At 37.0% G+C, this 23242-nt stretch carries 17 protein-coding genes and 1 pseudogene; 8 read left to right on the top strand and 10 right to left on the bottom strand.

Going from position 1 to position 23242, the window contains the following annotated elements; translation table 11 throughout:
* Nucleotides 1-109: 109 nt before the first annotated feature.
* The 4 genes and pseudogenes from ATS74_RS18245 to ATS74_RS18230 all read right to left on the bottom strand — a co-directional run bounded on the left by ATS74_RS18245 (nt 110) and on the right by ATS74_RS18230 (nt 6230).
* Nucleotides 110-1159: a DUF5677 domain-containing protein gene (locus ATS74_RS18245; protein ID WP_058550285.1), complete on the bottom strand. Its 1050-nt coding sequence runs from the start codon at nt 1157-1159 to the stop codon at nt 110-112.
* 348 nt (nt 1160-1507) lie between these two features.
* Nucleotides 1508-2127, bottom strand: a pseudogene (locus tag ATS74_RS18240) (S46 family peptidase); the annotation flags it as partial.
* Nucleotides 2128-2175: 48 nt separating this feature from the next.
* Entirely contained in the window at nt 2176-4266 is a 2091-nt protein-coding gene (locus ATS74_RS18235) for a bifunctional diguanylate cyclase/phosphodiesterase (RefSeq protein ID WP_058550283.1), read from the bottom strand.
* A 176-nt stretch (nt 4267-4442) separates the two neighbouring features.
* Nucleotides 4443-6230 (bottom strand): M61 family metallopeptidase, encoded by a 1788-nt coding sequence (locus tag ATS74_RS18230; RefSeq protein WP_058550282.1) that lies wholly within the window; start codon nt 6228-6230, stop codon nt 4443-4445.
* A 204-nt stretch (nt 6231-6434) separates the two neighbouring features.
* On the opposite strand from ATS74_RS18230, the gene ATS74_RS18225 reads away from it, so the two are divergent.
* The 6 genes from ATS74_RS18225 to ATS74_RS18200 all read left to right on the top strand — a co-directional run bounded on the left by ATS74_RS18225 (nt 6435) and on the right by ATS74_RS18200 (nt 13561).
* Entirely contained in the window at nt 6435-7970 is a 1536-nt protein-coding gene (locus ATS74_RS18225; protein ID WP_058550281.1) for a GGDEF domain-containing protein, read from the top strand.
* A gap of 65 nt (nt 7971-8035) precedes the next feature.
* Nucleotides 8036-9379, top strand: coding sequence for a nucleotide 5'-monophosphate nucleosidase PpnN (gene ppnN / locus ATS74_RS18220; RefSeq protein ID WP_058550280.1), 1344 nt, complete (start codon nt 8036-8038; stop codon nt 9377-9379).
* 10 nt (nt 9380-9389) lie between these two features.
* The gene (gene xni, locus ATS74_RS18215; protein ID WP_058550279.1) at nt 9390-10163 is read left to right on the top strand and encodes a flap endonuclease Xni; all 774 of its coding nucleotides are present in this window, start codon (nt 9390-9392) and stop codon (nt 10161-10163) included.
* A 69-nt stretch (nt 10164-10232) separates the two neighbouring features.
* The gene (locus tag ATS74_RS18210) at nt 10233-10616 is read left to right on the top strand and encodes a DUF3192 domain-containing protein (RefSeq protein WP_058550278.1); all 384 of its coding nucleotides are present in this window, start codon (nt 10233-10235) and stop codon (nt 10614-10616) included.
* An 11-nt stretch (nt 10617-10627) separates the two neighbouring features.
* A complete protein-coding gene (locus tag ATS74_RS18205; protein ID WP_058550277.1) occupies nt 10628-12316 on the top strand; it encodes a hypothetical protein in 1689 nt (562 codons plus the stop codon).
* A gap of 237 nt (nt 12317-12553) precedes the next feature.
* Nucleotides 12554-13561, top strand: coding sequence for an isocitrate dehydrogenase (locus tag ATS74_RS18200; protein ID WP_058550276.1), 1008 nt, complete (start codon nt 12554-12556; stop codon nt 13559-13561).
* Between the two features lie 246 nt (nt 13562-13807).
* Here ATS74_RS18200 and ATS74_RS18195 read toward each other — a convergent pair whose 3' ends face one another.
* Nucleotides 13808-16813, bottom strand: coding sequence for an immune inhibitor A domain-containing protein (locus ATS74_RS18195; RefSeq protein ID WP_058550275.1), 3006 nt, complete (start codon nt 16811-16813; stop codon nt 13808-13810).
* A 477-nt stretch (nt 16814-17290) separates the two neighbouring features.
* On the opposite strand from ATS74_RS18195, the gene ATS74_RS18190 reads away from it, so the two are divergent.
* The gene (locus ATS74_RS18190; protein WP_058550274.1) at nt 17291-19015 is read left to right on the top strand and encodes an acetolactate synthase 3 large subunit; all 1725 of its coding nucleotides are present in this window, start codon (nt 17291-17293) and stop codon (nt 19013-19015) included.
* Nucleotides 19015-19512, top strand: coding sequence for an acetolactate synthase small subunit (ilvN, locus tag ATS74_RS18185; protein WP_058550273.1), 498 nt, complete (start codon nt 19015-19017; stop codon nt 19510-19512). The genes ATS74_RS18190 and ilvN overlap by 1 nt, the downstream gene beginning before the upstream one ends.
* Nucleotides 19513-19883: 371 nt before the next feature.
* Here ilvN and ATS74_RS18180 read toward each other — a convergent pair whose 3' ends face one another.
* The 5 genes from ATS74_RS18180 to ATS74_RS18160 all read right to left on the bottom strand — a co-directional run bounded on the left by ATS74_RS18180 (nt 19884) and on the right by ATS74_RS18160 (nt 23229).
* A complete protein-coding gene (locus ATS74_RS18180) occupies nt 19884-20159 on the bottom strand; it encodes an HU family DNA-binding protein (RefSeq protein WP_004586404.1) in 276 nt (91 codons plus the stop codon).
* Between the two features lie 210 nt (nt 20160-20369).
* Complete coding sequence (locus ATS74_RS18175) at nt 20370-20906, bottom strand: DUF3833 domain-containing protein (RefSeq protein ID WP_058550272.1); 537 nt, start codon at nt 20904-20906, stop codon at nt 20370-20372.
* Between the two features lie 3 nt (nt 20907-20909).
* Nucleotides 20910-21398: a chalcone isomerase family protein gene (locus ATS74_RS18170; protein ID WP_058550271.1), complete on the bottom strand. Its 489-nt coding sequence runs from the start codon at nt 21396-21398 to the stop codon at nt 20910-20912.
* 81 nt (nt 21399-21479) lie between these two features.
* A complete protein-coding gene (locus ATS74_RS18165; RefSeq protein WP_058550270.1) occupies nt 21480-21989 on the bottom strand; it encodes a DUF2878 domain-containing protein in 510 nt (169 codons plus the stop codon).
* Nucleotides 21967-23229 carry an SAM-dependent methyltransferase gene (locus ATS74_RS18160; RefSeq protein ID WP_058550269.1) on the bottom strand — a complete coding sequence of 421 codons (1263 nt, stop codon included), beginning with the start codon at nt 23227-23229 and terminating at the stop codon, nt 21967-21969. Before ATS74_RS18160 ends, ATS74_RS18165 begins: the two co-directional genes overlap by 23 nt.
* Nucleotides 23230-23242: the final 13 nt, after the last annotated feature.

The raw sequence follows: 23242 nt of genomic DNA, 5'->3' as shown, positions 1-23242 counted from the left end.
AAACAGACGGTGTTTCGCCTGCTAAATTTCAAGAAGCGTATTATTCTGAGTTAAAAACTGTCTAGTGAAAGCTGGGAAGTCCAATTTTTTATTTCATAAGATAATTTTTTCACTCTGCGCTTTCGATACGATCTTTACTTAAAATTTGGAGTAAAGCCTTTCCAATATCATCTGCATACTCTCCCAATAGATTCATTAGAACAATATGGTCCAAACTTGGCACGGTTTTGAGTAGACAAGTTGTGATTTGCGTTAAACTTAGTGAAGTCGCGTGGGCTGGATCTGCCATACCTGAGTCACTTTGGCCAACGACCAAAATGTCATCTGGACATTCTACTAACGCAAGCCGAACCCTTGTTCCTTTTGAACCGGCATGAATATTTTGACTTGCCCATTTATAATACGGGCGCATATGGTCAAGCCCAACATCTTTTTCTAGCGCAGCAAAACCTATAGTTCTAGGCTTGCGCTCAGGGAAAACGTGTGCTGCCCAACCATAGTGAGATTCAAAACCTTTGCCGAATTCTTTAATTACTTTATCGTATTCTTGTTTGCAGTCATCGATAACAGATTGCTCAGGAGCTTTTTCTTGCAGCCTAGCCTCATATTTTTTATGCTCTTTCATGCCGTCATATGAATCAATGATGTCATGAAAGTAAAAGCGTCTAGCACATTCTTGACCATGCTTTTCAATAAACCATGCTGTTACATTTACTTCATGCAAGGCTCTCCATCTGGCGTGTGCAGCATCTGCGAAACCATTTTTTAAAAGGCATAAAATTTCGTTTGCTATATGACAAGCTCTTGCATGATGCCTAATCAAAATATCAAATTTTAGATCATTTTCTTCTACAGCAATTGGCCGATTTTCAAAATTAATACTCTCACCAGCTTCAGTGCAAATGACGATATGTGCCTCTAGTAAATCAAATGCATTTTTCCATCGAGCTTCATTACGTTCAGTAAATGATGAAAACTGCTGTCTTCGTTCGCTCAGCATTTGTTTCGTGTGCTTTTCTAAGGATTTTCGAAGTGTTGAAACTAATTTAGGATGTAATTTCTGAAGTGTGCCATCGAAATCAAATTTCTCTATTCGGTCGGGGTTTGCCTCGAACTCATCCTTGATTATATCCATAAATTGTTTGTGAAATACATTCATGGTTACTCCTAATTAATTACCGTTTTTATCAAAATTATGAAAAAAGAGATTTTGATGCATTTTAACTATAACGCATCAAAAAAGCTTTCGCTTAACTAAAACATCATATATTAATTTAGTTACAAGATTTAACGCTGTACAACAATCTTACCTTGGATGTGTATGTTCAACCGTGGATTATCCTAACATCTTGAATAACTGGGGATATAACTTATTATTGCCTAGCAGAAACGAATTATGCATGAATGTCTGCTCATGGCACTTAGCAGTCATAAATAAGCGAATCAAATACCAACAAAAAAGGCGCTTCCTTTACGGTAAGCGCCCTTCTCTTATCTCACCAATTACTTATTTTACGATTGTCATTTCGTCTAACAAGTTTTGTGCATTATCTACTTTATCCATTACCCACAGCATGTAGCGTGAATCAACGTGGATTGAGCGATTAAGCTCAGGGTTGTAATCCCAGTCACCAATAATACTTTCGTAAACACCGTCGAACAGTAAGCCTACAAGCTCTGCTTTACCGTTAAGTGTTGGCGAACCTGAGTTACCACCGGTAGTGTCTACATTTGATAAAAAGTTAACGGGTACTGTATTCATGCCACCCGTGTAATCACCGTAGAGCTTGGCTTTAATTTGCTCTTGTAACTTTTTAGGTGCATTAAATGGGTCAACATCGGTGTTTTTAGCTAGTAATCCTTCAAGCGATGTAAAGGGTGTTGCTACCAAGCCGTCTTGAGGTGAATAGCCGCCTACAGTGCCATAGGTTACTCGTAGTGTGCTGTTAGCATCGGCGTATACAGGTTTGTTTTTAGCTTTGTTAAGCGCAATGATTGCGCTCATTAGCTCTGGCGACCTGCTTGTAATTTACCTGCAAGTGCTTTTGGTTTATCTTCCTCAGCTTTTATTACTTTAAAGATTGCTTTGGCGTACTGCACAAATGGGTCTTGGCTTTGACTTAGCTGGCCAAACGATTGCTAAAATAGTGAATTGTTACAATCGAGTGTTTAATCTTACTTTTTATCAAAATTCATCGAAAAATCAAGAAACTGTTCTGCTGGTATTGGTTTACTAAAATAGAAGCCTTGCATAAAATCACAACCCAATTCGTTCAATAAAGTATGCTGCTCTTTTGTTTCTACACCTTCGGCAACAACTGTCAGTCCTAAGCTGTGCGACATGGCAATAATTGCCTTTACGAGATTACGGTCTTCATTGTTTAGTACAATACCATCAATAAAACTTCTATCTATTTTAAGTACATTAAAAGGGTATTCTCTCAAATAACTTAATGATGAATAACCTGTACCAAAGTCATCCATTGATAAGTTAATGCCTAATGCAGTAATTTCAGTCAGTATATCAACAACATTAGTGTGGCAACTCATCAATACACCCTCAGTTATTTCAAGCTCTAAACTTTCGGGGTTTACGTTTGCTTCACTCAATGAGTTTTGAATAAAACTGAGTAGTCCTACGTCTCTAAATTGGCGAGGAGATAAGTTAACAGCCATTGTATATTTTTGTTGGCGTTTACAGGTACTTTGCCATGTGTTTAAAAAGTGTAAAGCTTGGCTAATTACAAACTTGCCAATAGGTACAATTAATCCTGTATTTTCGGCAATAGGTATAAACTCATCAGGTGTTACATTACCTAACACAGGGTTATGCCAACGTAATAACGCTTCTGCACCAATGATGTGTTTATTTTTGGCGTCAAATTGGGGCTGGTAGAATAACTCAAATTCATTACGCTCAAGGGCGTCACGCATCTGCTCTTCTATTACTAGTCGGCGCTGAATAATTACGTTCATTTTTTTAGTAAAAAATGAATAAGTATTACGACCATATGATTTTGCTTGATACATTGCTGTATCGGCATTTCGTAGTAAATCAGCGACTGTAGTGCCATTTTCAGGATATATGGCTACACCAATACTCGCTGTAAGTATGTGCTCCCGGCCTTCAATTTTAAAAGGAGCTCTAAAGTTATTAAGCAGTTTTTCAGTAATTTTTAGCGCTGCATGGTGATCAGTTATACCTCGTAGCAATACGATAAACTCATCTCCACCGAGTCGCCCTACCGTGTCGTCTTTTCGAAGTGCCTCTTGCAGCCTTTGCGCTGATTCAATTAAAAGTTTGTCTCCTGTTTCATGGCCTAAAGAGTCGTTTATTTTTTTAAAATCATCTAAATCCAAAAACAGTACTGCCGCTTTTTCGTTATTTCTTTGTGCTTCAATAAGTAATTGCGACAAACGATCAAGTGCTAAAAAACGATTTGGGAGTAAAGTTAGACTATCGTAATACGCTTGATGTCTAATTATTTCATCTGATTTATGCTGTTCTGTAATATCTCGAATAATAACCATTAACTGGTTATGTTCTGTTATTTTATTTATTCTTGCTTCAAAAAAAACGAGCCCATGGGGCAAAGCTAGCTCGTATTTAAAACTCATCATCTGCTCTTTTTCTAATACAAGGCTGATATAAGTTTCAAATTTTTTGGCTACTTCCTCAGGTAATACATCTCCCATCTTTTTACCAATAAACTGCTTTGGCTTGGTATAAAGATCGGTTTCATTGCTCGCATGATACTCTAGGATAGTTCCATCATTTTCCATCAAGAAAAATAAATCAGGAATTGCCCCAAAAATGGTTTTTAGCATATCCTCATTAAATGAAGCCTCTGCTTGTGCTTTTTTCACATCCGACAAATCGATATCAATACAGTACATTTGTTTTGTATTATATTGATTTGTAAACATAACATGGCTGGAAAAAACCGATACGTTGTTTCCATCCTTGTCTTGTAAAATAATTTCAGATGCTGGAATTTCTATATCTTTTTTTACCCAATCACTGTGCGCATCAATAACAAATTCACACATTGGCTCTGGAATTATAAGATCTTCTATTTTTTGCCCTATGGCTTCTTCTTTGGTATAGCCATAAAGTCGCTCACTGCCTTCATTCCAATAAATAACACGACGCTCATTGTCATAACCTTGAACAGAAATAACATTTACTGCATCAAATAACTGATGCAAATAGTCGTTAATTACAAATTGATGGGTTAAATTTGAAGTCGGGTTATCTGATTTCATTTTGAGGCTATATCCATAATAATTTTATTTAATAATAGGAAATACTAAATAATTAAATTTAACTTTAATGTTAAATTTCCATATACATTTTATACGTCATTATGCAAAACAAAAAAAGAGCCGAAGCTCTTTTTTTAATGGTAGTTATTTATATCTAAACACTATAAAAACTGAGTTTAATTTTTTGTCACATCATTTGGATGCTCCACGCCAATCCATGCTTTGAATAGTGCTTTTTGCTCAGACGTTGCCTCTTTATCAGCAACTACTTTTTTAGGTTTATCGTAATTTTTAGATAAAACTAACGTTAAGCTTTCAAGTTTATCTCGACGAATATAATCAATTGTCACCTTATCGCCCGCATTAAATGTTTCTAGGCTACTTTTTAGATCTTTGCCTACATGTTGCTTGTTAATAGCCACAATTTTGTCGTCGGTTGTTAAACCCGCCTGCCATGCACTACCACCGCGTTTAACGTAGCTAAGAGTTAACAGCTCGCCTGTGTTTTTAGCCGTTGCATCAATGCTTGCAACTACTTTAGCTTTTTCAGGACGCTCAAGTTTTAAACCAACCTTAGCAAGTAGCTCATCAAAGTTAATATTTGCTGGAGAGTCTACATTTTCTTCCCACCAGATTGAATAATCACGGCCGGTTAGATTTTCTAAAATATTTAGCACATCAGTTTGTGTAAAGCCGGCAGGCATCTTATGGTTGTTATAAAGTGCCTTATGTACGTCGCGGTAACTAATTTTACCTTGGCTTTTTTCAAGTAAGTCGATATCTAAAGCTAATGAAAGTAACGAGCCTTCTGAATAAATATTTGTACTGTAATTACGAGCATGATCACCACCTTGGTTTATCCACTTATCAAAGCTGGTTTCGCTTGCACTTTGTACTTCTCGACCTGGTGTTTGTAAATGCCGATTAATTGTTTTACTCATCACTTTAAAAAATTCGTCGGTTGTTTCTATACCCGAGCGAACTAATAAGTGATCTTCAAAATAACTTGTTGAACCTTCTGCAATCCAAAGCAGTTTTGAATAGTTCATATTAGTGTAATCGTAAGGCACCAAACCTTGAGGGCGATATGCTTTAACATTCCACGTATGAATAAATTCGTGTGCGGCTGTGCTAATAAAACCTAAGTAATCTTCGCGACTACCAAATCTATCGCGTGGACGTTGAATAATTGTTGAGTTTAAATGCTCAGTTGCACCACCAGCACCCGACGTAGCGTGTACCATAAATACATAACGTTCATAAGGGTAGCTATCCCAAATTACATTGCCTGTAGCCACTAATTTTTTTAAATCACTTAGCATTAAATCTACATCGTAGTTACCATCACCCCATACCACTAAATCATATTCTCGATTATCTACTTCAAAAGTATGTAGTTGGTTAATACCCGTTTCGATAGGCGAATCTACAAGCACATCATAATCGGCCGCTTTAAAACTATTTTTCCCTTTTAAATTATCCATCCCCGATACAGAGCGCCACTTTTTAGGCACGTCTAAATTAACGGTTACTGGCTCTTGGCGAAACGAGTCACTAAACATAAAAAAGCCTGATGCATCTATAAATGCATGGCTGTCGTCAATGTGGCGAGCACGTTTACCAAGTTCATTTGCGTACACCTGGTAGTCAACATTAACTTCTGTAGGTTCATTAAGATGTACACGCCATGTACTGTGATCTATTTTTTCCCATTTTAGTTCTTTGCCATCTTCGTCTTTGGCTTTGAAGTAGCGAATGCCATTTGCAAGGTTTAACATTTCGTAGCGACCCGTGCGCCACGCAGGAAGTTTTATATCAAGGTGTGCTTGCGCTGTTTTTGGAAACTCGACACTTACATCACCTAAATGATGCTGTGGCTGCGAAATTTCTAAAGAATAATTTACATCGGCAAATACAGGTGCTGAACACGCAGCTAAAATTGAAAGGGCTAATAACTTTTTCATAGAGACTCTTAGTGGAAACTTAATTACCTATAAGACTAACAACCCCCTATTTAAAAGTGAATTAAATACGACAAATTGCCCTGTATACGAGTTTATACGTACTATGACTTTAAATTTTATAAGTTTTTTACTAGATAACTACACTTAATAAAATTTTGTTGTAAACTGAACTTAATGAAACTAATACAATGGCGGTATGCTTAGGTGACTGAAAAATCTAAAGCTACAGATAAAAAGTTGAAACAAGCTATTGATGCTCGTATGGCAGTAGAAACTGCGCGAAAACACCAAGTTGATATTTTATCTAATTTAGCGGCAAAATTGTCTTTGAGCTGTAAAGGCCTAGACACAGAGCTTGATAATAGATTAGCTAGGTTTCGTTCTGCATTAGTAAAAGGGGTTAGTTTTGAAAATTTATCACCACTAATTGACGAACTGGTTGGCCTATTACAAAACCAAGAGGCAGTTCAACTAGCGCAGCAAAGAGATTTATTTACGAGTGTTCAAAGCGCAGGTAAGCAACTACAAAAAACAAAAGGCTTACCAGATGAAACGCGTCGTACTTTGCGTCACTTATTAGATCATGAAATAAATAACGTTCAGTCTACGCACGACTATATCCCTTTATTAGATCAACTCATTAGCTTTTATCATCAAGCTCTTCAAACCAAACTAGCAGCAAACCAAGGTGAAGGCGGCTCAGTATCCTCACAAATGGCAAAGCAATTGTTAGAGCTTGCCAATGAGTTAGTTCTTGAAGATGAGTCGACGGATCAAATAAAAGTAATAAAAAATACAATCACTGATAGCGACAGCCTAGAAAACCTTCTTGATGCTGCAATAAAAATAATAAGCGTTATCGTAAAAAATATTAATAAAGAACGTCAGTCAGCTCAAAGTTTTTTAACTTCACTTAATCAAACATTAGAAGAGCTACATCACTCGATTGTATCTACCAGTAAACACTCTGAATCAATGAATGTTGAGTTTAATATTTTAAACAAAAGCATTGAAAGTAAAATTAAAAATCTCAATGAGCAAACTCAACAGGCCACCTCAATCTCATCGTTAAAAGAGCTTGTTGATAACGAATTAAAATCTTTGAGTGAAGACTTCATCGCCAAAGAAAAATTAGAACAAGAAGACCGTCAAATGCTTGTTTCTAGTTTTGATAGCATTACAAAACGAATTGTTACCCTAGAAAGCAAGTTAACAACGTATAAAAAACGCTTAAACGAACAACGTTTTAAAAGCTTACTTGATGGGCTTACAAAATTACCTAATCGCGCTGCCTTTGACGAGCGCTACAATCATGAAATGCACCTATTTAATGTGCAACCATCAGATGTTACCCTTGCGGTGATTGATGTAGACCATTTTAAATCAATAAATGACCGATTTGGCCACACTGCGGGTGATATTACATTACAGGTTATTTCTAAAGCACTGCAAAAGTCGGTAAGAAAATCTGATTTTATAGCCCGTTATGGCGGTGAAGAATTTGTATTATTAATGCCGGGTGTATCGCTAGAAAACGCAGCACTTCCGCTTGATAAGGTTAGAAAGGTTATTAAAAATATTCCTTTTAAATTTAGAGAAAAACAAATAGAGATCACTATTTCTGTTGGTGCGACTCAATTTAAAAAAGGCGATACCCCGCTCAAAGCATTTGATAGAGCAGATGACGCCCTTTACGAAGCAAAAAATTCTGGTCGGGATCGCCTTTGTACTAGTAAGTAATAAATTACAAATGTTGTTTATTTATTACCACGCAGTTTACTATTTTAGCCTCAAGGAGAACGCCGATGTTAATACAGTTAAACCCTACTGGGGTTTTAGATTTACTGTCGCAATTAGAAGTTGATTTATTAGAGCAATCTTCCGCTAGCGAGCGTTATAAGTTATTTAGAAACTGTGCGCTTGCAGTTCTTAATGTAGGTAGCCATACCGATTCAAGCAACGAAATTTATGACAAATATCAAGACTTCGACATTCGATTAGTTAGCCGTGAACGTGGTATTAAAATTGAACTTGAAAACCCACCCGAAACAGCTTTTGTTGATGGCGAAATAATTACAGGTATTCACGAACATATTTTTTCGGTTATTCGTGACATTTTATTTATTTGCCAAAAATATGAAAAGGATCTTAAAGAGCAAAAAGCTATCACACATATGGTTTTTGATATGCTTAGAAATGCAGGCGCTTTGAGAGTAAATAGCGAGCCAAGCATGATAGTTTGTTGGGGCGGCCACTCAATTAACGAAATTGAATACAAATACACTAAGCAAGTTGGCTATGAACTTGGCCTACGTGGTTTAAATATTTGTACAGGTTGCGGCCCTGGTGCCATGAAAGGCCCAATGAAAGGTGCAACTATTGGTCATGCTAAACAGCGAAATACCGATAATCGTTATTTAGGGTTAACCGAGCCAAGCATTATTGCTGCTGAGCCACCAAACCCGATCGTAAATGAACTTGTTATTTTACCTGACATTGAAAAACGCTTAGAAGCATTTATAAGAACAGCCCACGCAATTATTATTTTCCCTGGTGGTGCAGGTACAGCAGAAGAATTACTATATCTTTTAGGGATTTTACTTCACCCAGATAACGCTAAGCAGTGTTTACCTGTCATTTTAACAGGGCCAAAAGAAAGTGAAGCGTATTTTAATGAACTTTGCCAATTTATTGAAATGACTTTAGGCACGCAAGCACTCGATAAATTTGAAGTGATTATAGATAACCCTGAACTCGTTGGCCAAAAGCTAAAGTCTGCCATGGCAAGTGTACGAAATTATCGTAAAAGTGAAGGTGATGCTTATTACTTTAATTGGACACTTAAAATTGATAACGATTTTCAGCAACCGTTTGCCCCTACTCACGAAAATATGGCAAACCTCGACTTACATCTTGAACAACCCAAGCAACAATTAGCGGCTAATTTACGCCGTGCGTTTTCAGGTATAGTTGCCGGTAATGTAAAAGATGAAGGTATAAAAGCCATTAAACAAAATGGGCCTTATATTTTAAGTGGCGAGCCGGCCTTAATGACCGATATGGATAAACTACTACAAGCATTTGTTGACCAAGGTAGAATGAAACTCCCTGGTAGTAAATATATTCCGTGTTACAAAATAAAAGCATGAGTTATATAGTTTGAAACCCCAATTACTTCTTATTGATGCGCTTAATTTAATTAGGCGCATTTACGCTGTTGATGCTAATCAAAAACACCACAGTGATGCACAAATGATTGAAATATGCTGCTCACGTGTTGCCCACGCATGTAAAAAACTACTTAAAAGTAGTAATGCAACACATGCTATTGCGGTCTTTGATGGAGATAGAAGCTGGCGATACCATTTTTACAAAGATTACAAACATTCACGCGCACCAATGCCGCAAATGTTAAAAGACGCATTAGTAGATTTTAAAACGGCAATAGAACAAACTGGCATTGTTGTATTTGAACCCGTTAACGATGAAGCTGACGATATAATAGCAACGCTTGCTTACAAGGCCTCCAGTAATCAAATAAGTAACATTGTAGTATCAACGGATAAAGGGTTTTTACCACATATTGGCTCTTACATTACCGTTTACGATTACTTTAAAAAGTTATACCTTGACGAGACAAGTATAAAAGATCGTTTTGGAGTAGAGAAAAACAAGCTGGTTGATTTTTGGGCTCTAGCAGGCGATAAAACCAATGATATACCTGGCGTTAAAGGTATTGGCACAAAGTCTGCGCAGCAATTAGTAAATAACTATAGCTCTATTGAGCAAGCGCTAGAGGATGACTCTTTAACCCCTAGTATTAAAAGTAAGCTTGTCGCTAATATGGATATGTATGTTATTTCAAAACACTTGGTTAGTTTGCGTACCGATATAAATTTAGGCTTTAGTTTAAAGCAGTTAAGGCTAAGTTAATCGCAAGTTTATAGCCTGCGTTACCATCAATACGTATACTATTATTAGTTACAGCAGCCAGAGTTAAGCATGTTGAAAAAGTTTATTAGATATTTAATTTTAGGTTTAGGGCTATATGCGCTAATAGCAGCATCTGTGATCATGTTTTATAAAGACGATCCGCAAGCTATGATCTGGCAAGACCGCGAAGCATTTAATAAACGATTTATAGAAAAATTATCTCTTGAGCAACCCACTACTTTAAATAGTGTGCTTGATTACTTAGGCAGCCCCGATTTAACGTATGCTAAACGCGATGGAGAACAAGTTTTTCAAATTGTTTTTTATCGTACACAACATAAAACATCTGACGGTATTACAACAATGGATGAATGTACTGGATTACTTTTTAAAAATGGACAGCTTTTTTTATGGGGTCCCAGCGCTTATAACAAATACCAAGAACAAAATTAGGTGCAGGTTTAATGGAAGAAACCGTATCAACCACCTTAGAGCACCTACTTAGTAATACGCAGTTATTTTTAGGTACTTATAGTAATAAAAAAAAGTGGACAGCCATATACCCTATGGCAAATAAACTCGCCGAACAATATAGAACACTCTATGCTGAACAACCCCATGCGCTTCAAGCACGGCTTACGCTTTACAATCCAAATTATTCATACGCTACAAACCTCGTTATTGCACAGTGCGTTGTCACTGCAGCTCTGTGTAAATCTCAAAGCTACGACTCAAAGCTAAGCGAGCTATATATTAGCACCGCGCTTATTGAGCATTTATGTGTTGGTGCTCAGTTAAATAAATTAGGCAATCAAGATGAGTTTACCGATACAGATAAACATATTTGGAAGATGCGTCATAAACTAGCTGCAAAGATTATGCTTACGGCTGGAGAGCCAGCCCAGCACGTTGCGCAATTGCTAGCTAAGCTAAATAAATACAAGCAAGCATTGGTGAGTACCCCAAAAATTATGCTTTATGATGGCGGTATTACATTACTTGCCATCGCAAATATCATTGCAATGAACATTAGCAATAACTCGCAAAATAAGCATATGAGCATATATAAAGCTTTAAGTGATTTATATATTCGGACTCCAAACTTGTTTGCCCTAGAACTAATTAAATCACTAGTTTCTCATTTGGGTCCATTATTGCCAGGTAGCCGAGTAAACTATGCTGACCAATCAATGATTTATTTAGCGACAGATCCCCAAGGGAAGCATGTATTAATAAGCACTGAAAATCCTAAAAAACTCGTGTGGTACAAAGTTAAAGCATCCTTTAGCGACAACGCAAAACAATGGAGTTGCGTTAGTAAAAGCATTAGCTTTACGGTATTTAATAGCGAGCATATTAAAACAAAAAGTCCCTCGTTTGAAAATAAAGCACAAGAGCTGCTTAATTTAATTAGCCACATTAAATTACAACATGAATACAGTTATAAAGGGTTAAGCCAACTAATGGCAGCCCACCCACTCGTGGTCGCAAATTTATGTGAAGCAGTAAAGCCTTATAATAAAGAGTATCAAGCCGCAAAAGATTTAAAGCACAGTCTGTCAATGGTCGGCTATTATAACGCGCCAGCTATAATACAACGTGTTGTATTTGAGCAGCTTGTAAATGTTACCCCCCATCCTTTGCATGCCTATATTGTTAATAGATTAAATGCACTGGTAAAAATAATGGCTTTGCTTGTAAGTAAAAATAAACACGATCAGTTTGAGCATATAACATTGCCCTTATATGCTTATACACATTTTTTACTAACACAGTGCAGTACATTACTTTCTCGTAAAACATTAATAGACAGCACCCCTAATAAAATATTGAGCGCGCCCATTTGCTCATTTTTTGGCGTAAAAGAAGTTAATTCTGATGCACTAACTCAGCAATTGACTCATTTATTAAGTGATAACCCATGGACAATGGCATTATTAGAAGCAGAGCAAACACCTAAAAAACATTTAACTAACTCTCATAAGCTATGGGTGTCGCTTAAAATACTTGCACAGATCGTATTTAAACCAGACCTTGAAATGAGTGCTTGGCAAAAGCAAACATTAAACGAGCAACTAAAAATACAAAAGTGGCATGACGAAACAGATTTCAATCAACATTTAGCTGCTTTGGGTATATTCAATAGTATTTAACCTAAATTGCGAATAATAAATCTAATTTAAGTTGACTAAAGGTTATTTAATATTTCTATACCCACTATAAATTTCATTTATACCCGGTATTTACTGTATAAACTAGCAAAATGGGTGATAAATTGGTATAAATGCGCCCTTAAATTTTCAAGCACGTTCACATAAATGACCTAACAAGCAGTTACTCTCTCAGAGTAATAATTTATGTGCAAATCAAACTCTTTAAAGGAAAAGTCAATGGCCAAACAAACCATCACAGTGATCAAAGGCGACGGCATCGGTCCGAGCATTATCGACTCAGCACTTGAAATATTAAAAGCCGCAGGTTGCGACTTTGATTATGAATTTGTTGATGCAGGCCTTGCAGCACTTGAAAAAACAGGTGAGCTACTTCCACAAGAAACAATTGATACAATAGCTAAAAATAAAATCACTTTAAAAGGCCCATTAACTACGCCTGTAGGTGAAGGTTTTACGTCTATTAACGTTACACTGCGTAAGCAATTTGGTTTATACGCAAATGTTCGCCCTGTGAAATCGTTTGTTGGTACTAAAGCACGTTACGACGATATTGATATCATCACTATTCGTGAAAACACGCAAGGTATGTACTCAGGCGCAGGCCAAGTGGTTAGTGAAGATGGCAACGAAGCTGAAGCAAAATCAGTGATCACACGTGAAGGCGCAGAAAAAATTGTAACGTTTGCTTACGAGCTTGCAATACGTGAAGGCCGTAAAAAAGTAACAGCGGTACATAAAGCTAACATATTAAAATCAACATCAGGCTTATTTTTAAAAGTAGCCCGTGAAGTAGCTGAGCGTTACCCACAAATTGAGTCAACAGAAATGATTGTTGATGCAACATGTATGAAACTTGTAATGACACCAGAAGAGTTTGACGTAATTGTAACGACTAACTTATTTGGTGATATTTTATCAGACTTATGTGCAGGTTTAGTGGGTGGTTTAGGTATGGCTCCAGGCGCTAACATTGGTGAAGATGCCGCTATTTTTGAAGCTGTACACGGTAGTGCTCCAGATATCGCAGGTAAAAACTTAGCTAACCCTACATCAGTAATCTTAGCGTCTATTCAAATGCTTGAGCATTTAGACATGGGCGACACTGCAGAGCGAATTCGTAGTGCTGTAGCTGATGTGATTAAATCAGGTGATCGTACAACACGTGATTTAGGCGGCAGCCACGGTACTACAGACTTCACTCAATCAGTGATTGATCGTCTTTAAAAAGTAGCCGCTTAATATCGGCTTCTATTTGAACGTTAAAAAGCCAGCTATGCTGGCTTTTTTGCTTTTACGGGCGAAGAAATAGTTTTATACCAATTCGCTTAATTAATTGATCTATTTTGAGGTAGGAAAAACGTGTTGATAGCGAGGCAAAAAAATCGCTACTTGCTCTACCTTCTGCATCCATGCAGTCATTAATGAGAATTTTTTAACACAGGTAGCGACACGTTTAGCCTTGTGGAATGATTAAGTATTTTTGCCCATTGGTATTACTCTCAGAGTACTAAAGGCTAATAAAATAAGTAAGCCTACTAGTGTTCCACCACTTGAGCCTGAACTACTTTGCTCTATGTTTACGCTTACAGTTAAGCTTTCAGTAATAACTTCGCCCGTATGAGCATCAGTCGCTTTAAGTGTCACAGCATAACTCCCTTCATTTTGATAAACATAACTTGGGTTTTGTATGTTAGAAGTACTTCCATCACCAAAATTCCAGTTGTATGTGTAGTTACCAAAACCACCGCTTATATCACTATTAAACTGAACATTTAAATTATTAGAAGTAAAACCACTTTCAATGCTCATAGGTACTGTTGTAGAAATATCTAGCGTTTTTTCAGTTTGATTTCCTTGACTGTCTGTTACGGTCAGTTCAACTTGGTAATTACCTGAATATAAATAACTATGTGTAATACTCTGCGTCGCTAAGCTGTTATTATCACCTAAGCTCCACTGATAACTAAAAGGTGAAACGCCACCCGTAATATTAGCTTGGGCTGTCAATACCCCTTGGTTAATATCATAATCAACCTCGTTAATTGCTAATGGCTTAGTAATATTTACTTCAGCGGTAAATACTTGCTCAGCATTATCGTTGCTAACAATAAACTCAACATTATAAGTGCCAAAATCATCATACTCATGAGAAGGTGCAAGCTCAGTGCTTGTTGAGCCATCATCAAAACGCCACATAAACTTATCGGTTGGTGTTAAAGTTAATCCTTCAATATCAAATTGTACATTAAGATCAGTAATACTAAATTTAATCCCATTTGCAGAACTATAACTTAGCTCAACACTAACGCTTTCGTTATTAGTTGATTGATTTAATAAAGTAAACCCAAAACCTAATTGTGGTAATTCAACACCAGATTCAGTTTGTTGTGAAAAACTATAATCTGTTTTATCACTAAACTCACTAATGGCTGATAAATCGTTGTCGCCTAACCCTGCACGCTGGTCATATAAACTAAATGCAGCATCGCGTATTTGTATTGCCGTATCGGCAGTTGTTTGCGTAGTGCCTGTTTTAATTGCTCGCTGGTCTGCGTCAACAACTAACGCAAAGCCAGTTCCTGGGTGCTCGGTGGTATTATTATCTGATTGTGATTCGTCGGCGTACCACAAAAGTACTCCCGGGGAATATTGCTCACTTTGCAATCCGCTATCGATACCTAGATAAGATCTTAATTGTAAATAGTAATGCGATGGTGCGGCGTATATGTAACTACCTATTCTTTCAAAGTTTGTTAGTTGAGCAGATGTTTGCACTTCTGCGTTGTTTTGCCAAATTAACGTTTCGTTTTGCCTAACCTTCATATCATCAACAACAAAACCATAGTAATGGGTATTTGCATCAGTTACATATTCAATACTAAACTCTACTGTTTGCCCTGCATAAGAGGTTAAATCAAACTCATGCGTTAAATAGCCGTTAGGTTGTTTAGCATCACTATTTAAAAAAGAATCACCGGTAATGTAAGGCCCAATATCGCCATAATATGGGTTAATAGCTTGGGTGTAATTGCCACTAATTGGCGTACCATTCACTTTTATTTGCACTAAATCGTAATCACGTTCAATGCTGTAATAGGCATTAAAACTTAGCATTAGTGCATCATTGCTCGGTGGCAGTTCTATCGTATTTATAAAACTATTACGCAGGTTATCACCTGTATTTGAATAATATTGAAACTCCCCTTCTACCGGTGTTTTAAACTTTTCTAGACGCTTAGGTAAAACAACTTTTAATTGGCTTTGTGTTTGTGAAGTACTTGAGGTATCAACAAGTATTTGCTCAGAATTTGCGTTAACTTCTGTCATTTCAAGCTCTAGCTGATTGACCCAATTTCCCTGATAGCGCGTTTGTAAGTATTCAAGCGCATAAGGACTAAACATCACAGGCTCTGAGCCCCTTAAAGCCCCCGACCAACTACCAGTAGACATAACAGACCAAGATGCAACCGGCTCACCCACAGTATTAGATTGTAAATCGTATTCATCAAGCAACCCTAAATCGTGACCAAACTCGTGCACAACTACACCAATTCCAGCATCAATTGGGTTAATTGTATAGCCAAAAAGCTTAACAGAACTCCCCGTTACTTCACTAGGTTGGCTGTTTTCATCAAATACATAGTAACGATGAGACCAAATCGCATCGGTAGCTAAGTAACCTCCTCCAGCTTCTTCACCAATACTTGAATGAAAAATCATCACATGGTCTATTATTCCGTTGGGTTCGTTAATAATACCGTCACCGTCAATATCGTCTAAATCAGTAAGGTCGTAATCACTTAAATTGATATTATATTGTGCTACAGCTTTTTCTACTGCTTCTTTAACTAAAGATGGCGCATTAATATCTCGGGTATTCCCTTGTCTTTCTCCATATACTTTGGCGTTACTATCAGCGGTTACCCAGCCATAAACATCACCGCTAAAATTTAAGCTTGCACCCGACGCGTCTGAATAATAGCTTTTTGCTGTTAATAAGTTTTGACCATCTGGACCTACATAGCTTTCGCTATTAAATAACATCTGCTGATAATGTTCTTTAGAATAATCAGCGTAAAACATATCTGTATCTGGGGCTGTTAACTTATTATCGTCATGTTTCAAGTCGGGAAAGTCTATCAATATAGTCAGTACTTTTACTTGATTTACAGTCTGATCGGGGATTAAAGAAGAAGAAAAAGCAGCTTGAGATTTTACTGAATCCAGTGGATTATCAATTTTAGAATTAAACTGTCTAAAACCATTTTTAATTAAACGTGAGTTATTAGTACTCATATCCATGTATTGATCATATGATGACTCAAGATCACTCGGCGCAATGTTATCTCTTTTATTAAGCCAATATAAAATACGTTCCTTGTTAGTAATACCCACATCATGTGGAGATGCTTTATCAGCAATTGCTAAAGGACTTATTAATGTAGATAAAAGCGAAATTATAGTCACTTTTTTCACTGTAGATTCCTCAATCATTTTTATGAATTCATCATACCTAAAATTTACTATTTAGGCAGTTTCTAAAACATATAATTAACACAATTAAACTTAGCTAAATTTAATTGTTATGCTTACCTTTATAACCGTAAAAAATGCATAATATTTACTGAGTACTCAGATAAAAACACCACATTTTGCAATTTCAAGTTGAAAAACAATTTAAAATGAAATTTCAATGCAAAAAAGCCATTTCAAGGTTGACATAGAGCCTTAAAACCCTTAAAAATAACCTTATACAGAATATTTAATTTAAAAGCAGTGTTTTGCTAAATAGAGTAAAAACTATGAACACACAAATTAACCTTTTAGTCGTACTCGTACTGGTCTTAGTTATAAGCCCAGCGGGGATGTATTAAAAGGTGATACTGCTTTTTAAAAACCCTCGCACTACGCGGGGGTTTTTTTATGCACAAAAAAGCGCACAGAGGAATGAGGATGAGCAAACAAGAGTATAATGGCTCTGAACTAGTAGTTCAGGCATTGAAAGACTTAAAGGTTAAATACATATTTGGCTACCCCGGTGGTTCGGTTTTAGACTTATATGATGCACTTTTTCAGCAAGATGATATTGAGCATATTTTAGTACGCCATGAACAAGCAGCAACGCACATGGCTGATGGCTATGCCCGTGCCACCGGTGAAGTAGGTGTTGTACTTGCAACCTCAGGCCCTGGCGCTACAAACTGTATTACAGGAATTGCTACAGCTTATATGGATTCAATCCCTATGGTTGTTTTATCAGGCCAAGTACCGACTAATTTAATTGGTGATGATGCCTTTCAAGAAACCGACATTGTTGGTTGTTCGCGCCCTGTGGTTAAACACAGCTTTAACTGTCGAAGTGCTAAAGAGATCCCAGCGATCCTTGCAAAAGCGTTTTATATTGCAAGTACTGGTCGCCCAGGTCCTGTAGTGGTTGAGCTACCAAAAGATATGCTCAACCCAGCGATTAAGTTTGAGTACGAATTTCCTAAAACTACCGAGCTTAGAACCTATAGCCCAAATACAAAAGGTCATTCAAAACAAATACGCAAAGCAGTAACCGCTATTCTTGAAGCAAAAAAATTAGTGATTTATTCTGGCGGCGGAATTGTACTTTCTAATACCTCAGAGCAATTAACTCACTTAGTTGAATCATTAAATGCTCCTATTACAAATACTTTAATGGGCCTTGGTGGTATTTCAGGTGTACACCCTAATTTTGTAGGCATGCTTGGAATGCATGGTACGCTTGAAGCAAATAAAGCAATGGCCAACGCTGATGTAATTTTAGCCTTAGGCGCACGTTTTGATGATCGTGTTACAAATAACGTTAACAAGTTTTGCCCTAACGCAACCATCGTGCATGTTGATGTAGATCCGACCTCAATTTCTAAAACTATTAAAGCTCATATTCCAGTTGTAGGGTGTTTAGCAACGGTTATAGAACAACTACAAACTGCTATTGATAAAAGCCCAATACAAATTGATAGAAGCGCCCAAGAAGATTGGTGGCGACAAATTATTAGCTGGCGTGAACAAAAATGCCTTAATTACAACACCGATGGCGATAAAATTAAGCCCCAAGCTGTTATTGAAGCAGTGTACAAAGCAACAAATGGCGATGCATATGTAAGCTCAGACGTAGGTCAGCATCAAATGTTTGCCGCTCAATATTACCCGTTTAAAAACCCTCGCCAGTGGATCAACTCTGGAGGCCTAGGCACTATGGGCTTTGGTTTACCTGCTGCAATGGGCGTTAAACTTGCGTTCCCAGATAAAGAGTCTGTATGTGTAACGGGCGATGGTTCTATTCAAATGAACATCCAAGAGCTATCAACGTGTTTGCAATATAACTTAGCTGTTAAAGTTGTATCATTAAATAACCGCTCTTTAGGTATGGTACGCCAATGGCAAGACATGATTTACGGCGGTCGCCATTCATCGTCTTACATGGACTCTTTACCTGACTTTGTAAAACTTGTAGAAAGTTACGGTCACGTTGGAATAAAGGTAGACACGCTCGATGAACTACAACCAGCGATAGACAGAGCTATGAGTATAAATGACCGTTTAGTATTTTTAGATATAAACGTTGATGAAAAAGAACATGTATACCCAATGCAAATTAAGTTAGGCGGCATTGATGAGATGTGGTTACGTAAAGGAGTAAAAGCATAATGCGTCGTATTTTATCTATATTATTAGAAAACGAACCTGGTGCACTATCGCGTATCGTTGGGCTTTTTTCACAACGTGCTTATAACATTGATAGCCTTACGGTGGGTACTACTGACGATCAATCACTATCGCGTATCACTATTACAACTATGGGTGATGACAGAATTGTTGAGCAAATTACGAAACAAGTAAATAAGCTTGTTGATGTACTTAAAATCATCGACTTAACAGAAATGAGCCATATTGAGCGTGAGTTATTACTTGTTAAGGTATTTGCCCAAGACGAAACCACACGCGCTGCCGTAACACGTGTGGTTGATGTGTTCCAAGGCGCTATTTTAGATATGGGTCGACAAAGTTACAGCCTACAACTTGTAAGCAGTACAGACAAAATAGAATCGTTTTTAGACACACTGCGTCATGAAACAGACATTATTGAAGTTGTACGCTCAGGTGCCGTTGGTATCGGACGAGGCGATAAAGCTTTAAAAGCGTAACTTTAAATACGTTACAGCCCATTTTTAGTGAGTTTTAAGCAAAATCCCTGCTAAGTAATTAGTAGGGATTTTTTATGGTCTGTACCTATAAAAAATCATACTGATTCGTTTAATTAAGAGCAATTTTGGGCAATAAACCGTATAAGCAAGAGGCAAAAAATTTGTTGTTTAGTTGTTAACACTAATTGCTTTTGCATTGCTCTACGGCCTGCATTAATACAGTCGTATATTAGAAATTTTTAACGCATTAACGTCAATTTAATTGAGTATTATTGCAAATTAGTAGTTGACCCGCTTTGGTGGCAACTTTTATACAGGCAAAAAAAAAAGAGCTTAATAGCTCTTTTTTAAAAAATTCTGTAAATCGCCAATTAAGGGTTTACTTGGTCTTTAAGACCTTTACCTGCTTTAAAGCTTGGGATAGTTGCCGCTGCGATTTGGATCTCAGCACCCGTTTGTGGGTTACGGCCAGTGCGTGCTGCACGTTCTTTAACTGAGAAAGTACCAAAACCAACTAATGCAACTGAATTACCTTCTTTTAAAGAAGAAGTTACAGCGCCAGTAAACGCGTCAAGTGCACGTGTAGCAGCAGCTTTAGAGATTTCTGCATCAGTAGCGATTTTTTCAACTAATTGAGCTTTATTCATTGTTAGATTCCTATTCGTTATTATTTTGCCTTCGCAAAACCTATCTTTATGCATTTTTAAAGAGTTAGCAACAGCAAATTGCGTTTTTTGCTTAAATTCTTAAAAAATGCGTAAAATTTAAATAATTCTCGGTAAAATACAGCGTGTTGGGTTAACAAAGACTTAATTTGAGTACAATTTTGGTGCAAGTTAAACAACGACGTAAATCAACTATATTTTTTCGATAACTAAGGTCACTTCCCCGACCTCGACACCAAACTTAACAATAGATGTGCGGTTTATCAAGCGCGATTGTGTAACCAGGTACATCCAATCGTCAAAGTTTACATTTAATGTTGAGCCATCGTAAGGTAGCTCTACATTGTAGTTCCAGTGAAACACACTGCCCATACTTTTTCCTTTAGCTACACCTGTAACATCTGCGGCTGTGCCAGTTAATGTATTATCATCGTTAAGTATTACTTTCCAAACACGCCTTTGCGTTTCACCATCGTCGTATACAAAATCTTCTTCAATAACGCCTTGTGAGCCATTCCAGCTTGCATTCATATCAACAACAAGCTTTCGGGTTAATTCACCTTTAAAGTCTTGTACAACGCCATATGCTTTTAATTCACCACTAAAAAACTCTTTGAAGTTAAACTCAGGTGAACTGTTTTTATAATGCTCAACACTCGGCGCTGAGCAGCTAATTAAAAATATGGCAAAAATACACACCATAAGTGGCTTTATCTTTAATAAGCTCATGAGTTAGTTTCCTAGTAGTTGTTGTCGAAGCGCAGGCTCAGACGTATTTTTATCAAGCCATATTGCCAAAAAATCATTAGCAAATTGAACATCATCTATTTGGCCCACTTTTTCATCATTATAATAAAATGTACTTTTACCATTTACGTCTGTTTTTAGCATTAAGGAGTCGCCTTTGCTTATATTTGGCCAAATATTAAGTAATTTTTCAGCATACTTTTGAGATAAGTCAGGTTTGTTTAAGTGCTCCCACTGCTCTTTAGTTGCTTTAACAATGTCTTTTGCCTCAAAGTCACGCAAGTATTTAAGCTTAAATTTTATCGGGTTTTCACCGCTTTTATATTTACCAGAGGGTGTAAACAATGTGGCATCGTAAACGTCCCAAAATAAATACTCCATTCTGGCTTCGCCTACTTTTGTAAAGTCATCATTTGCATAGGCATTATAGGAGGTGAGTAAAAAGCAAAAACTAATCAATAAATTTATTTTCAAAATCGTTCCTTAACTTTATAAAGTACTAGATATACGCGCTACAGAACAAGTTTGATCAAATCACAAGCAGGCTGAGGCATGCTAAAGAGATTTTGTGTTCAGCACCGCTTTTATTTTTGAGTTTATAAACAATATTAAAGTAAACATACTTGACCATATTAAGCCGTATATCAGCCAAAATTGTATCAAGGGTAATTGTAAGTTTAGTACACCAAAGCGTGCGCCGGCCCAGTAGCTTGCAGGTGCAAAGGCCAAACATACTAAAAATGCTTGCCAAAACTTAAGTGACGTCAAAAAAGACATTGAGCTGTTAATACATAGCACTAAAGAGGCCCATAAAAATACAAGCCAAAGAGGAAATGGGTAAGAATGAAACTCAAGCAATCCAATTTTTACAGCAATATACTCGCCTAGTAACCCTAGCGGAAGTGCTTTAAAAATTAAAATAGCATCGTGTTTTTTTTGCTTTGATAAATAAAACATCAGAGCAATTACTAAAGGCGTTACATAAATAGATTGCCCTTCAAGCAGTAATGATAAAAACCATACTGCTTGAAACAAGACAAAATTAATAACCGAGTGCAATTTCATCGTTATCGCTAGTAAAACGCGGTTTACGAGCCATTAAGTGAACCGTACTAGTGGCACGAGTTCTAAATGCCCCTTCACAGTAAGCAAAATAAAATAACCATAGTCTGTAAAAGCGTTCGTCAAATTTAGTTCTGTCTAACTCTGGCCAGCTTTGAATAAAACGTTCGCGCCAATCCGCTAATGTTCGCGCGTAATGAGCACCAATATCATTCACAGTATGAATAACCATGTTTGTATTATTTTTAATTTGTTCACTCATTTCGTTGAGCGATGGCAAACACCCACCAGGAAATATATATTGCTGAATAAAATCGGAATTTTTTAAATAATGTTTATAACGCTGATCGCTTATTGTTATTGCTTGAATAAGCATAGCGCCATTTTCTTTGAGTAAATCACCGCACTTGGTAAAAAAGCTTGGTAAATACTCATGGCCGACAGCTTCTATCATTTCAATCGAAACAAGCTTGTCGTACTGCCCTTCTAATAAACGATAATCAAGCTTTAATAACGTTATTTTTCTTTCAAGACCAAGGGCTTTAACCTTGTTAGCAACGTAATCGTACTGCTCGTCAGAAATAGTTGTAGTTGTTACGTGGCAATCATAGTGGGTGGCTGCATAAATAGCGAAAGCACCCCAACCTGTACCAATTTCAATCACCGAGTCGCCTTGTTGTAACTCTACCTGCTCACAAATACGTTTAAGCTTATATTGCTGCGCCTCCTCAAGCGATGCATCTTTACTAGGGTAAACGGCGCTTGAATACAACATTTCATCAGATAAAAAAGATTCATACAAATCATTACCTAAATCATAGTGAGCAACAATATTCTTTTTTGAACCAGACTCTGAATTTTTATTTTTAAAATGGTTAATTCTATGGGCAATATTACTAAAAAAAGAGAATTTCTTTTCAAAATTGTCTAATTGATCTTGGTTAATTGCAAAAATTTCGATAAGGCGCGTCAAGTTGTCGCAAGACCACTGGCCTAAAATATAAGATTCACCAGCGCCAACACTACCTGATAATGCAAATGCTTTATACATCGCTTTATCGTTTACGCTTATAGTCACCTTTAAGTTTGACGAAGTATCACCAAAAACAGAGCGAGAGCTACCGTCAACTAAAACTACTTGGCCTGTTTCTATAGAAGAAAATGCGCCTATTACTAACTTTTTATAAAAGTTAGTAAACCAACCTGTGTTTTGTGCGCAATTTAAACTCGACACTTTTTCCATTGAATTACCTATA

Origin of the sequence: Pseudoalteromonas sp. H103 (assembly GCF_001469205.1) — a bacterium.
Classification (GTDB): Bacteria; Pseudomonadota; Gammaproteobacteria; order Enterobacterales; family Alteromonadaceae; genus Pseudoalteromonas; species Pseudoalteromonas carrageenovora.
The sequence above is the reverse complement of the archived record's forward strand: the minus strand, read 5'-3'. Positions and strand labels throughout refer to the sequence as shown.